Below are 12,782 nucleotides of genomic sequence, written 5' to 3' on the forward strand. Positions count from 1 at the left end.
ATCAGCTGCGGCTGACGTTGACCTTCGTCGGCCCGGGCCCGGTCTCCGAGACGGTCGGGACGCGGACCTCGAGGACACCGTCGTGGTAGGAGGCGGTGATGTCCTCGCCCCGAGCCCCGCGCGGAAGCTCGAGGGTGCGTGCGAACGAGCCGTAGCGGAACTCGCTGCGGTAGCTGTTCTTGCTCTTGTTCTCGGCATTCTCGTGCCGTTCGGCCTTGATCGAGAGGACGCCTTCCTGAACAGTGATGTCCACGTCCTTCTCCGGGTCGATGCCGGGAAGCTCCGCGCGCACGACGAGGGCGTCCGGCTCGCGGAACTCCTCGACGCGCAGCCACGCCGTCTCCCATTCGTCGACGAACCGCTTGAATGAATCCGGGATGCCGAAGCGGCGGAAGTCCGGCATCATGTCCCACGGTCCTCGGCGGCCCCATCCTTCGGCCATGCGTTCCTCCTGGAGTGCCCCCCGGCACCGGTGCGGCCGGGCTTGCCTTCAGGCTAGTCCGGCCGCACCGGTGGGGGAAGGGGCGCTACTTCCCGGCCTTCTTCTCCTTCACCGGCGCCGTACCCGAGGCGCGGAGCTCCGCGTAGTACGCCGCGGCCTCGGCCTGGCGCGTGGCCTCGACGCCGCTGGCGACGGTCGCGCGGATGTGGTGCTGGGTGTAGCCGAAGGCGTCGACGAGGTCGAGCGCGTGCGGCCGGAGCTTCACCAAAAGCCGGTTGATGTATTCCCCGAGGGTGCGGCCGCGCTGCATGGAGAGCCGCCCGTTCATGAGGTGCCACGCGAGGTGCTTCTCGATGAGGGTGAGGCCGAAGAGGTCGCGGAGCCAGGTCAGGACCTGCTTCGTGCCCGGGTCTTGGACCTTCTCGAGCGCGGCCGTGAACGCCTCCCACTGCAGGAGCTCGCCGTGGGCGCGGGCGGCCTCGATGAGCTCGTCCTGGTGGGCGTTGAAGCGCGCCGCGGCCTCGGACTGCGGGAGCCGGTTGGCGCCGGCGAGGGCCTGTGCGGCCTGGGCGACCATCGTCTGGACGCGCTCTGCGAGCAGGAACTGCTGCATGTCCGGGTCCCGCAGCGCGAGTGCCGAGCGCTCGGCGCGTCCGGAATCCGCGACGAACTGGCCGACGGCTCCGAGGCCGGTCTTGTAGGCCATGCCCCGGGCCTGCCCGAGCGCGAACTTCGCCAGCGCCCCGACGTTCATGGTGCGGAACTCCTTGGCGTAGTCGTTCAGGAGCCGCTTGGCCACGAGCTGCAGCAGCACGTTGTTGTCGCCCTCGAAGGTGACGTAGATGTCGAGGTCCGCGCGCAGGGACGCGAAGCGGTTCTCGATCATGAAGCCGGCCCCGCCGCACGCCTCGCGGCACTCCTGGAGCGTGTCGAGCGCATGCCACGTGGAGAGCGACTTGAGCGCCGCCGCGAGGGTCTCGAGGTCCTGGCGGTCCTCATCGGTGGCCTGGGCTCCGGAGAACACGCCGTCGAACTTGGCCAGGAGCTCCTCGTGGGCGAAGCCCATCGCGTAGGTCGCGGCGAGCAGGGGGAGCAGCCGGCGCTGGTGCCGCTGGTAGTCCAGGAGCACCTCCTCCTGCGTGTCGGAGGAGGCGTTGAACTGGCGCCGTTCCGTCGCGTAGCGGATGGCCGCGGCGAGTCCGACCTTCGCCGCGGCGACCGCAGCGCCGTCGAGCGAGACGCGGCCCTGCACGAGCGTTCCGAGCATCGTGAAGAAGCGGCGACCCGGGCTCGCGATCGGCGACGAGTAGGAGCCGTCCTCGGCCACGTCACCATAGCGGTTGAGCAGGTTCGTCCGGGGGACCCTGACGTGGTCGAAGGCGAGCCGGCCGTTGTCGATCCCGTTGAGGCCGCCCTTGACGCCGTCGTCCTCGCTGCGGATCCCGGGGAGGCAGTCCTTGGTCTGCGGGTCGCGGATGGGGACGTAGAACGCGTGCACGCCGTGGTTGACGCCCTTGGCGATGAGCTGGGCGAACACGACGGCGGCGATCCCGTCCTTCGCGGCGTTGCCGAGGTACTCCTTCCACGCCGCGCGGAACGGGGTGTTGAGGACGAACTCGCCAGTGGTCTCGTCATAGGTCGCCGTGGTGGCGATGGATGCGACGTCGGAGCCGTGGCCGATCTCGGTCATGGCGAAGGCGCCTGGGACCGTGAGGTCCATGATGTCGGGCAGCCACCGTCGGTGGTGCTCGGCTGTTCCGAGGTGGAGCACGGCTGCGCCGAAGAGGCCCCACTGGACCCCGGACTTGATCTGCAGCGAGGGGTCGGCGGTGACCAGCTCCTCGAACCCGGCGATGTTGCCGCCGTGGTTGTCCTCGCCGCCGAGCTCCTTCGGGAACGCCCGCTTGATGGCTCCCTCGTCGACGAGGATCTTGAGCTGGCCGAAGACGCGCTCGCGGTGCTCCGTGTGGGTCAGGCCCTCGACCTTGTGCAGCTCGGGCCGGGCTGCGAGCTCCCGTGCGGTTCGGCGCACGTCGGCCCAGGTGCCCAGCAGGAGCTCGCCGAGGGCGGCGACGTCGACGGCGGGCGCCTCCTCGGTGTCGGCGACGTCGGGAAGGTCGGCACTGCTGCCGTCAGCGGCGACGGCCGCGGGGTCGGAGGGGCCGACACCGGTGGCGGAGAGCGAATCGGTGGACTGCGTCATGAGAGCTCCTTTGCGGGGGAGAGGGCGGGAGAGGGCGGTGCGGCCTGGGCGGCGATCCCGGCGAAGAGCCAGTCGGCGATCATCCCGGCCATGTCTTCAAGGGAGGGCTTCGCGGGGGAGTCGGGTGCGGTGAGCCAGCGCTCGCCGGCGGCGCGCACGAGCCCGATGGCCGCGGGGGGCCAGTAGTCGAGGGTGGCCTGCGTCCCGGGGGCGAGGTGGCGGCGCATGGGCGCCTCGATCATGGCGCCCACGGCGTCGAAGAACGTCCCGAACGCGGCTCCCGCCTCCTGCGCGGCCGCGTTGGTCCCTGCGGCACCGGCGCCCGCTGGAACCCGGGTGACGAACTCGTACACGTTCGGCGAGCGCACGGCCATGGCCAGGTACGCGCGCACCATGGCGCGGAGGCCCTCGTAGGGGGACTCCGCCGAGGCAGCGGCTTGGGCGATGCGCTCCTGCATCTGGGAGAGGACGAGCTCGCCCATGGCGGCGGCGAGCCCTGACTTGTCGCGGAAGTACCGGTAGAACACGGACTTCGAGGTGCTCGCCGCAGCCGCGATGTCCTCCATGGGGACATCGGCCCCCAGCCGGTGGATCGCCTTGCGGGCGGAGCGGATGAGCTCGGCTCGGCGCTCTTCGCGGTGGTTCGCCCAGCGGGCGGCGCGGCCGTCGACGGCGGGTGAGGCGCCGACGTCGTGCGCTGCGGCGCCCTCGGGGGGCGGTGTGGGGAAGTTCACGATACCCAGCGTATCAGGTACGCTAGGTATCGGTAATCAAGGTCACATCCACCGGAGGACGCCATGCCCACGACCCCGCGCCCGACTGCTCCCGCTACGACCGTCCGCAAGGCCGTCGTCGTCGGCGGCAACCGCATCCCCTTCGCCCGCGCGAACAGCGCCTACACCAAGGCCTCCAACCAGGACATGCTCACGGCCGCCCTCGACGGGCTCGTCGCCCGCTTCGGGCTTCAGGACGAGCGGATCGGCGAGGTCGCTGCGGGCGCGGTCCTCAAGCATCCCCGCAACTTCAACCTCACGCGCGAGGCGGTCCTCGGCTCCGCGCTCAGCCCCGAGACGCCGGCCTACGACGTGCAGCAGGCCTGCGCCACCGGCCTCGAGACGGTCCTGCAGCTCACCGACAAGATCAAGCTCGGCCGGATCGAGTCGGCCATCGCCGGTGGCGTGGACTCGGCCTCGGACGCCCCCATCGTGGTGAGCGAAGGCCTCCGCGACGCCATCCTCGAGCTCAATCGCGCCAAGACGCTCCAGCAGAAGCTCAAGGCCGTCTCCAGGCTGCGGCCCAAGGACCTTGTGCCGGACGCCCCCGGGACCGCCGAGCCGCGGACAGGCCTCTCGATGGGCGAGCACCAGGCGCTCACCACCAAGCAGTGGGGCATCTCGCGCGAGGCCCAGGACGAGCTAGCGCTCGCGTCCCACCGCAACCTCGCCGCCGCCTACGAGCGCGGCTTCTTCGACGACCTCGTGACCCCGTACCGCGGTCTCGCCAAGGACGGCAACCTCCGGCCGGACACGACGCCGGAGAAGATGGCCAAGCTCTCGCCGGTCTTCGGCAAGCACCTCGGCAGCGAGGCGACGATGACGGCCGGCAACTCGACGCCGCTCACCGACGGCGCCGCCGCCGTCCTGCTGGCCTCGGAGGACTGGGCTGCCGCGCGCGACCTGCCGGTCCTCGCCGAGGTGGTTGACGGCGAGGCCGCCGCAGTCGACTTCGTGCACGGCAAGGACGGGCTCCTCATGGCACCCGCGTTCGCTGTTCCCCGTCTGCTGGGCCGGCTCGGGCTCACGCTGGAGGACATCGACTACTTCGAGATCCACGAGGCCTTCGCCGGGACCGTCCTCGCCACGCTGGCGGCGTGGGAGGACGAGGAGTTCGGCCGCGAGCGCCTCGGCCTCGACGGCGCGTTCGGCAAGGTGGACCGCGCGAAGCTCAACGTCAACGGCTCGTCCCTGGCCGCGGGACACCCGTTCGCGGCGACCGGCGGGCGGATCGTCGCCACGCTCGCGAAGCAGCTGCACGAGCGCACCCAGGCCGGCGACCTCGACCGGCCGGCGCGCGGCCTCATCTCCGTGTGCGCCGCGGGCGGGATGGGCGTCGTGGCCGTGCTCGAGGGACGCTGAGCGGATCCGGGGAACGAGGAGCAGACATGGCTGACAAGTACACCGACTTCGTCTCGCGCGGCTGGGGCCGCGACCTCGCCAAGCGGCTGGGCCTGCCGCAGCCCGTGACGCTCCGGCGGCACGAGCCCGGCGCGCCGCTCGTGCCGGGGCCCGTGCTCCTCGTCGGCGCCGGTCCGGGCGCCGACGCGCTCGAGACCGCGCTCAAGGGCTGGGACGTCGAGGTCCTCCGTGACCTTGGCGAGACGCACGACGGCGGTGCGGCGGCGGCGTCGTCCGGCGCGCCTGCCGCCAGGGCAGGGGCCGGGAAGGGCGGCGCTCGCCTGGGCGCGATTGTCCTAGCGCTCGACGGGATCGCCCGACCGGAGGACCTTTCAGGGCTGTTCCTCGCGGCAGGGCGCCACCTGCGGTCCCTTGCCCCGAGCGGACGGGTCGTGACGGTCTCGCGGCGCTCCTCCACTGCCGACGAGCCCGCCATCGCGGCGGCGCGCTCCGGCGTCGAGGGAGCGCTGCGCTCGCTGGCACGGGAACTCCGCAACGGGGCGACCGGCAACGGGATCCTGCTGGCCGAGGGCGTTCCCGTCGATGCGCCGAGCGCGCTCGGTGCGCTGAGGTTCCTCCTGTCCGGACGGGCCGCCTACGTCGACGGGCAGTTCCTGACCGTCGGCACGGCCAAGGGCGAGCTCCCGTCCGACCCCGAGAAGCCGCTTGCCGGGAAGGTCGCTGTGGTGACCGGAGCGGCGCGGGGCATCGGCGCGGCGATCGCCCGGACGCTCGCGCGCGACGGCGCAAAGCTCGTCGTCGTCGACGTTCCGGCCGCCGGAGATGCACTCGCAAAGGTCGCCAACGAGGTCCGGGGCACGGCGCTGCAGCTGGACATCACCAGGCCGGACGCGGGGGAGCGGATCCTCGAGCACGCCCTGCACCGCCACGGCGGTCTCGACATCCTCGTGCACAACGCCGGCATCACGAGGGACAAGCTCCTGGCCAACATGGACGCGGCGAAGTGGGACGCGGTCGTCGCGGTGAACCTCGCGGCCCAGCTGCGGATCAACGACGCGCTCCTCGCCTCGGACAAGCTCGGCGAGGGGTTCCGGATCGTCTCGGTCGCGTCGACGTCGGGCATTGCGGGGAACCGTGGGCAGACGAACTACGCGGCCTCCAAGGCCGGGGTCATGGGCATGGTCCGCTCGACGGCGGCGCGGCTCGCCGCGACGGGAGGGACCGCGAACGCGGTGGCGCCGGGATTCATCGAGACCGAGATGACGGCCCGGATTCCCCTCGGGATGCGCGAGGTCGGGCGCCGGATCAACTCGCTCCAGCAGGGGGGCCAGCCCGTGGACGTCGCGGAGGCGATAGGGTTCTTGGCCTCTGATGCGGCGGGAGGGATCTCCGGTAACGTCCTGCGCGTGTGCGGCCAGTATTGGATGGGGCAGTGAGCGCGCCGGCGCGGGGGATCGAGACGGTCGAGCTTGCCGAGGTGCCGAGCCTCGCAAAGCTCTTCGCGGGAGCAGCCGCCGCGTCAGCGCGCCTGCTGATCGCCAAGCGCAACGGCACGAGGCGGCTGCCGCGCGCGAGGCACCGCGTCGCCGTCGTGCGTCCTGACCTGGCCAAGCTGACCGCGTACCAGCACCTGCTCGGGGAGGCCGCACGCGACGTGGTGCCCGCGGGGTACCTGTTCACCCTCGCGTTCCCCGTGGCGATGAGCGTCCTGGCCCGCGAGGACTTCCCGCTCCCGCTGCTCGGCATGGTGCACGTGCGCAACCACATCGAGTACCGCGAGCCGGTGTCGTATGACGATGAGCTCGAGGTCGTGGCCTGGGCGGAGAACCTGGCCGGGCACCGGGCGGGGACGCTCGTGGACAGCGTGGTCGAGATCCGGCGGCCCGGGGGAGGCGAGCCCGTGTGGCGCGGGGTAGCCACCTCGATCGCGAAGGGCGTCTTCCTGCCCGGCGTCGACAAGCCCGCTGCCGCCCCGCCGCGGGAGGACTTCCGGCCCCCGCTGCCGACGGCGCTCTGGCAGCTCGGGTCCGAGATCGGCCGAGAGTATGCAGCGGTGTCTGGCGACTTCAACCCGATCCACCTCAGCTCCCTCTCCGCCCGGGCGCTGGGCATGCAGCGGTCGATCGCGCACGGGATGTACCTCGCCTCGCGCGCGCTCGCCGAGGTCGGAACGGCCAAGGGCGACGCGTTCGCGTGGGACATCAAGTTCGAGGCGCCCGTCTTCCTGCCCGCTCGGGTGGCCGTGAACATCACGGACATCCCCGGTGCCGAGGAGGCCTGGGAACGGTCGGAGTTCGTCGGCTGGAACGCCAAGTCGGGTCGGCGGCACTTCGTGGGGTCGGTGTCCCGGCTCGAGTGAGCCCCCGGCTGACGCTCGACGGCGCCGCCCACCTTCGTGGTGGGCGGCGCCGTGACGCGGAGCCTGGCTGCGAGGATCTGCTCCCGGAGAGTGCCAGGCGTGTTCAGCGGAGCACGCGGTACCGCAGGTGCGTGACACCCGGGGCGTCGATGACGCGTAGGAGCTCGAGCGGGTGGGGCGAGCCCAGCGTGCCGAACAGAGACCGGCCGGATCCGAGCAGCAAGGGGACTTGGTGGATCTGGATCTCGTCCAGCACCCCTGCCTGCAGTGCGAGCTGCGCGGTCGTCGCTCCATGGACCATCACGTCGCGGTCTCCGGCGGCGGCCTTGGCGCGTGCCATCGCCGCCTCGATGCCGTCGGTGGCGTAGCGGATGCTGGGGCCCTGGACGTCGTCGGCACCCGGTTCTGTGCGGGTCAGCACCTCGATGTGGACGCCGTTGTGGTGGTCGCCGCCCCAGCCGCGGGCGGCGTCGAACGTGCGCCGTCCCGTCAGGACTGCGCCCGTGGCCAGCATCTCGTGGACCACGGGAAGGCTGGCCGCACTGGTGCGGATGACTGGGACGCCGGCTCCGGCGCGTACCTCGTTGTCGCCGTCGAACAGCCAGGCATGCAGTGCCTCACCGCCGGTGCCGAGGCCGTTCTCCGGCCCATCATCGGGGCCTGTGATGAAGCCGTCCAGAGACATCGACATGTACAGCACGGAACGGGTCACTGGGTGGTCCTCCACTTCATCTCGGCTCCATGGTTCGGCTCCTTCGACCGACCGGTCAAGGGGCCCATGGACGGTCCGTTCTGGGCCGCTCCTCACGTTCGCGGGTCTTTCACCTACTCGCGGTCGATAGGGTTGGGGCGTGGTGGAGAGCGATGAGATCAACTGGCCGGGACTGGGCGACTCTCCAGACAGGGGCAGGCGCATTGCCGCGCTGCTGTTCGGGGCGCCCCTCTGGGTGCACCGGCGGGTTGACTCGATCAGCCTCGGTGTCGCCGGCGCCACCCGTCGCGCGATCTCCTTTGACTTCACGCTTCCCTCGGACGTTGCGGTGCCTGGTTCCGACGGCCGCATCCTGGTGCCGCTCGCTCTGATCGAGAAGGGCGCGCTTCGCCGTGTCTCGGCCACCGGGCCGGCGGACCATCCAATGCCCGTGCTGGGCCGTGACGACAACACGCAGCTCGCCGTCGAGATGCTGGTCCAGATCACGAGCCCCGGGATGCCCCGCCCGACCGAGGAGTCCGAGCAGATGCGGGACCTCATAGGCCGCGTCGTCGGGTTCAACCCCGCCGAGGTGTCCGCAGAGGCGAGGAGGGCAATCGAGGACGCGGTCGACCGGCAGCTCATGCCCTGGAGCGGCATCGCCGACCCGGAGAGCAGGGCGGTGGTCGCGCGGATGGTGAAGGGGTTTCTGGACCAGTTTCTCCTCGTGGTCGAGGTCGAGGGAGACCTCGTCGGGAAGAGGATCGTGGTCAAGTTCTCCTATGACCGCAGCCTGCCGATCCCGGATCTCGGCAACAGGGTCGGGATCATCGAGTTCGACCTCCCCGACGCGGGTCTGGCGCACAGCCAGCATGTCGAGTTCACTGCACCTGCTGGCCTGGTCGTCCGCCGGCTCAGCGTGCAGGAGACGGCTGGCGACGAGTATGTCGCGGACCCTCGCGAGGACGTCCCCGCCAAGCCGCGGAGCACCGCCCATGTCGCGTTCGCGCCGTCGGAGACCTATTCGGGGGCGGAGGTGAGTGTCGAACTCGTCCCGGCGGCTTCGGGTGTCTTCACCTTCACGGTCGTGGGCGTGCTGGTCGTGCTGTTGTTCGCCGTGGCGGTGGCCGCGGAGAAGTTCTTCGGCGCTCCGATCCTCTCGCCCCGCTTCACGGTGCCGTCACAGGCGGTCTCGCTGCTCCTCGTAGGACCAGCCCTGTTCCTGTCGTGGATGGCGCGCGCCCCCGAACACCGAGCGCTGGCAGCCATGCTGCTGCCTCTCAGGCTGCTGCTCATCGCCTGCGCCGGAGTGCTGCTCACAGCTGGGATCGGCGTCGGGGTTCCGCTCGAGCCGTGGTGGTGGGATCTTCTCTGGCTCGTGGTCGTGGTCGTCGCGGTGGCAAACCTCATCGGGCTTGTCCTGTACCTCGTGAACGCGCGGCGGATGGCCAGATCCCTGTGGAAACGGGCCCGCTCACAGTAGACTCGGGGCAGAAGGAGGTCGCCATGGCACTGAACCGCAAGAAAACCAGCCGTCACGAATCACCGCGCCGGTCTATCCTGTCCGATGCCCGGATCGACCTCGGCGCCGGTTCGCTCATCGGCAAGAACAGCGGATTGAGCCGAGCCCAGGCTGATAAGGGCATGCAGACGATCCTCGCCCGTATCGGCGGCATGGGCGCGCAGCCGAGTGGAACCAAGGCTTCGAACCCCCGCGCGGCAGCATCCTGAGCTGACGGGGACGGGCGGAAACGGCAAGGGACCCGCCTGAGGCTGGTCCCTTTCGTTTTGCGCGAGCGGTAAGCAGGTGCGCAGCGCTGGCCGGTGACGCACGACGGCGTCACTCACCATGGCCGCGAGCGTCACCTCAGCCGGGGCGGCCAGCGGCGTCCGCCGCGTCAGCGCGGACGTCAAGCACTTCGAGTGCCGGCGTACGCCAGTAGGCCCACAACACGCCGAAACACCGCCATGACACGCACGATGGGGTAGAAGGGAAAGCATGACGAGTGATCAGCGGCGGATCCTGGTCGTTGTCGGGGCCGGCGCCAGCCGACCACTGGGCGCTGGCGAGTATCAGACCTGAGTTGGTCACTTGGCGGCGTTTTCTGCGCTGACCCCGTTCTGACCTGCGGTGATGTCCGCTATGGGGCGGTTCTGAGGCACTAATTGGTGCTCTACTGTGGGGGCTGTGGCATGGATTCGGCGGGTGCGGACGGCCTCGGGGGCGACTGCCGTGCAGATCGCGGCGTCCGTGGACGGGCGGCGGCGGATCGTGGCCCATGTCGGCTCCGCGCATACGGAGGCTGAGCTCGGGCTCCTGATCGAGCGGGCGCGGGAGCTGCTGGACGATCCGGGCCAGGGCGAGTTCGACCTCGGCCTCGAGCCGACGGCACCCGGTGCGGCGCTGATCGGCACTCCAAGCGCCGCGGCCCTGTTCGAGGCCTCGGGGACGCCAGTGCCGGGGCGGCCGGCGGTCGCGGCGCCGCGGGTGGTCGGGACCTCCTCGCGGGTGCTCTTCGACGTCCTCGCCGAGGTGTTCGACGATCTCGGCTTCGATGCCCTGGCCGATGGGGTGTTCCGGGATCTGGTGATCGCCCGGATCGTGGAGCCGACTTCGATCCTGGACACGGGACGCGTACTGGGCGACCTCGGCGTCCGTGCGGCGAGCGAGAAGACGATGCGCCGCACCCTGTCCCGGGCGCACAAGGGCACCTACCGGGACCAGGTCGCGAAGCTGTGCTTCGAGCACGCCGCGGCCAGCGGCGACGTCTCGCTGTGCCTCTACGACGTGACGACCCTGTACTTCGAGGCCGAGAAGGAGGACGAGCTGCGCAAGGTCGGCTACTCCAAGGAACGCCGCGTGGACCCGCAGATCGTCGTCGGGCTGCTCGTAGACCGCAACGGGTTCCCGCTGGAGATCGGCTGCTACGAGGGGAACCGGGCCGAGCAGACCACCATACCCCCGCACTGAGAAGAGCCGCTTATGGCTTAGGCATCCGAGCTGCCCCACGAGACTGGCAACCAGACATTCGAGAAGCGGAAAGGGGCGAATGCGATTGAGATTTTTTCAAACGGGACAATGTCCATGATTACAATTGCAGAAACGGCTTTCAGCACGCTCTCGACCATGCGCTGATTTGTTTGCGACCAAGAGATTCGCTGCATGGCTTCCCAAGCGGCCTGCCTGGCCGCATACATCTGCGCATCGACTACCGGATTTTGAAGCGCTGTTATGTCAATGAGGTAAGTGGCATCACTGCTAACGCGGTCAAGGCCGGGGAGCCCCCTCACTAGTGCGTCCACTCCCCGCTCCCATTCGTCGACTGTTAACGAGTCGAGGGAATAAATAAATTCTTTGACAGATAGTGTTCTATATCCGCAATCCATGTCCAAAGAATACTCGTCTCTTGAGAGTTTGGCGCGTAGGTGAGGCGGACGCGCCGATGGGCCGGATGATGCCGGTCCTACGTCGTCAATCCGAAAGACCCCACGCGTCCAACACCACCTTCGTTCATTATGAGGCTCTTCACAGTTGGGGGTGTAGTCGGGGTGGGCGCGTCGGTGGCCTGGTAGGGGTCGAGGCCCTCCGATGATGGAAGTTCCTACGCTCGCCATCATGAAGACCTCGACTTGTCCCACGGTACCTTCTGCCTCCCTGACCTTTCCACGTTCACCCGCTTGGACGGCCTTGGCCTCGAGGCCGTCGGGCAGCGTCTCGAGCTGGGCCGGGCCGTGCTGGAGTGCTGGGTGGCCGAGCCGGATCCGTGGTGCCGTCGGTGCGGTGCCGAGGGCGTCCCGCATGGGACGGTGGCGCGCCGGCTCGCGCACGAGCCCTTCGGCTGGCGCCCCACCACTCTGCTGGTGCGGGTGCGTCGGTACCGGTGCCCCGACAGCGCCCACGTCTGGCGGCAGGACACGACCCAGGCGGCCGAGCCCAAGCCCAAGCTCTCCCGCCGCGCCCTGCGCTGGGCGCTGGAGGCCATCGTGGTCCAGCACCTGACTATGGCGCGGGTGGCCGAGGGGCTGGGGGTGGCGTGCAACACCGCCAATGACGCGGTCCTGGCCGAGGGCCGGCGCGTCCTGATCGCCGACCCGGCCCGGTTCGACGGCGTCACCACCATCGGCGTCGACGAGCACGTGTGGCGGCACACCCGCCGCGGGGACAAGTACGTCACCGTCATCATCGACCTCACCCCGATCCGCGACGGCACCGGGCCCGCGCGGCTGCTGGACACGGTCCGGGGACGCTCCAAGGCGGTGTTCAAGGAATGGCTCGCCGCCCGCCCCGAGGCCTGGCGGGACGGGGTCGAGGTCGTGGCCATGGACGGCTTCAGCGGGTTCAAGTCCGCCGCGGCGGAGGAGGTCCCCGACGCGGTCCCGGTCATGGACCCCTTCCACTCCGTCCGCCTGGCCGGGGAGTCCCTGGACGCGTGCCGGCGGCGGGTCCAGCAGGACACCCTCGGGCACCGCGGCCACAAGGACGACCCCCTCTACCGCGCCCGGCGGACCCTGCAGACCGGGGCCGACCTCCTCACGGAGACGCAGCAGGAGCGCCTGGCCAAGCTCTTCGCGGGCGAGGAGCACGTGCAGGTCGAGGCGACCTGGGGCATCTACCAGCGCATGGTCGCCGCCTACCGGCACCCCGACCGCCCCCGCGGGCGCGAGCTCATGGAAGCCGTCATCGCCTCCCTCAGCACCGGCGTCCCCGCCGCCCTGACCGAGCTCATCGCCCTCGGGCGCACCCTCAAGCGCAGGGCCGCCGACATCCTGGCCTACTTCGACCGCCCCGGAACCTCGAACGGGCCCACCGAGGCGATCAACCGCAGGCTCGAACACCTCCGCGGCTCAGCACTCGGCTTCCGGAACATCACCAACTGCACCGCCAGATCCCTGCTCGAAGCCAGCGGATTCAGACCCCAACTACACCCCGCATTGTGAAGAGCCGGTTTGGA

At 70.1% G+C, this 12,782-nt stretch carries 11 protein-coding genes and 1 pseudogene; 7 read left to right on the plus strand and 5 right to left on the minus strand.

Translation table 11 applies throughout. The features are described from left to right. Position 1: 1 nt before the first annotated feature. From ABD298_RS02325 to ABD298_RS02335, 3 genes are all read right to left on the minus strand, one after another. Positions 2-442: an Hsp20/alpha crystallin family protein gene (locus tag ABD298_RS02325; RefSeq protein ID WP_255405652.1), complete on the minus strand. Its 441-nt coding sequence runs from the start codon at positions 440-442 to the stop codon at positions 2-4. 85 nt (positions 443-527) lie between these two features. Continuing rightward, positions 528-2,645, minus strand: coding sequence for an acyl-CoA dehydrogenase family protein (locus tag ABD298_RS02330; RefSeq protein ID WP_344298079.1), 2,118 nt, complete (start codon positions 2,643-2,645; stop codon positions 528-530). Beyond that, positions 2,642-3,379, minus strand: a complete 738-nt coding sequence (locus ABD298_RS02335) for a TetR/AcrR family transcriptional regulator (RefSeq protein WP_344298081.1) — start codon at positions 3,377-3,379, stop codon at positions 2,642-2,644. The genes ABD298_RS02330 and ABD298_RS02335 overlap by 4 nt, the downstream gene beginning before the upstream one ends. Positions 3,380-3,442: 63 nt before the next feature. Between ABD298_RS02335 and ABD298_RS02340 the strand changes: the two genes are divergently transcribed. Genes ABD298_RS02340 through ABD298_RS02350 form a run of 3 tightly spaced genes read left to right on the plus strand, consistent with a single transcriptional unit; the run spans position 3,443 to position 7,139 of the window. Further along, entirely contained in the window at positions 3,443-4,780 is a 1,338-nt protein-coding gene (locus ABD298_RS02340; protein ID WP_344298083.1) for an acetyl-CoA C-acetyltransferase, read from the plus strand. Between the two features lie 26 nt (positions 4,781-4,806). Next, positions 4,807-6,216: a 3-oxoacyl-ACP reductase gene (locus ABD298_RS02345; protein ID WP_344298085.1), complete on the plus strand. Its 1,410-nt coding sequence runs from the start codon at positions 4,807-4,809 to the stop codon at positions 6,214-6,216. Beyond that, complete coding sequence (locus ABD298_RS02350; RefSeq protein ID WP_344298087.1) at positions 6,213-7,139, plus strand: MaoC/PaaZ C-terminal domain-containing protein; 927 nt, start codon at positions 6,213-6,215, stop codon at positions 7,137-7,139. Before ABD298_RS02345 ends, ABD298_RS02350 begins: the two co-directional genes overlap by 4 nt. Before the next feature lie 103 nt (positions 7,140-7,242). Here the strand turns inward: ABD298_RS02350 and ABD298_RS02355 are convergent, their stop codons facing one another. Then, positions 7,243-7,851, minus strand: coding sequence for a dihydrofolate reductase family protein (locus ABD298_RS02355; RefSeq protein WP_344298088.1), 609 nt, complete (start codon positions 7,849-7,851; stop codon positions 7,243-7,245). A gap of 139 nt (positions 7,852-7,990) precedes the next feature. Between ABD298_RS02355 and ABD298_RS02360 the strand changes: the two genes are divergently transcribed. The 3 genes and pseudogenes from ABD298_RS02360 to ABD298_RS02370 form a co-directional block, all read left to right on the plus strand. Next, complete coding sequence (locus ABD298_RS02360) at positions 7,991-9,313, plus strand: hypothetical protein (RefSeq protein ID WP_344298089.1); 1,323 nt, start codon at positions 7,991-7,993, stop codon at positions 9,311-9,313. Between the two features lie 23 nt (positions 9,314-9,336). Then, positions 9,337-9,561, plus strand: coding sequence for a hypothetical protein (locus ABD298_RS02365; protein ID WP_344298090.1), 225 nt, complete (start codon positions 9,337-9,339; stop codon positions 9,559-9,561). Between the two features lie 457 nt (positions 9,562-10,018). Continuing rightward, positions 10,019-10,795 (plus strand): annotated as a pseudogene (locus ABD298_RS02370) (IS1634 family transposase); the annotation flags it as partial. A gap of 23 nt (positions 10,796-10,818) precedes the next feature. Here ABD298_RS02370 and ABD298_RS02375 read toward each other — a convergent pair. After that, positions 10,819-11,133, minus strand: a complete 315-nt coding sequence (locus ABD298_RS02375) for a hypothetical protein (protein WP_344298092.1) — start codon at positions 11,131-11,133, stop codon at positions 10,819-10,821. A 327-nt stretch (positions 11,134-11,460) separates the two neighbouring features. Between ABD298_RS02375 and ABD298_RS02380 the strand changes: the two genes are divergently transcribed. Further along, a complete protein-coding gene (locus tag ABD298_RS02380; RefSeq protein ID WP_344298093.1) occupies positions 11,461-12,768 on the plus strand; it encodes an ISL3 family transposase in 1,308 nt (435 codons plus the stop codon). The last annotated feature ends 14 nt before the right edge of the window (positions 12,769-12,782 follow it).

Origin of the sequence: Sinomonas flava (genome assembly GCF_039531875.1) — a bacterium.
In the GTDB taxonomy this organism is placed as follows: Bacteria; Actinomycetota; Actinomycetes; order Actinomycetales; family Micrococcaceae; genus Sinomonas; species Sinomonas flava.

What these genes read in the sequence shown, in the direction of transcription:
- ABD298_RS02345 (WP_344298085.1), top strand. Translation starts at nt 4,807, where the DNA reads ATGGCTGACAAGTACACCGACTTCGTCTCGCGCGGCTGGGGCCGCGAC.
- ABD298_RS02340 (WP_344298083.1), top strand. Translation starts at nt 3,443, where the DNA reads ATGCCCACGACCCCGCGCCCGACTGCTCCCGCTACGACCGTCCGCAAG.
- ABD298_RS02365 (WP_344298090.1), top strand. Translation starts at nt 9,337, where the DNA reads ATGGCACTGAACCGCAAGAAAACCAGCCGTCACGAATCACCGCGCCGG.
- ABD298_RS02330 (WP_344298079.1), bottom strand. Translation starts at nt 2,645, where the DNA reads ATGACGCAGTCCACCGATTCGCTCTCCGCCACCGGTGTCGGCCCCTCC.
- ABD298_RS02325 (WP_255405652.1), bottom strand. Translation starts at nt 442, where the DNA reads ATGGCCGAAGGATGGGGCCGCCGAGGACCGTGGGACATGATGCCGGAC.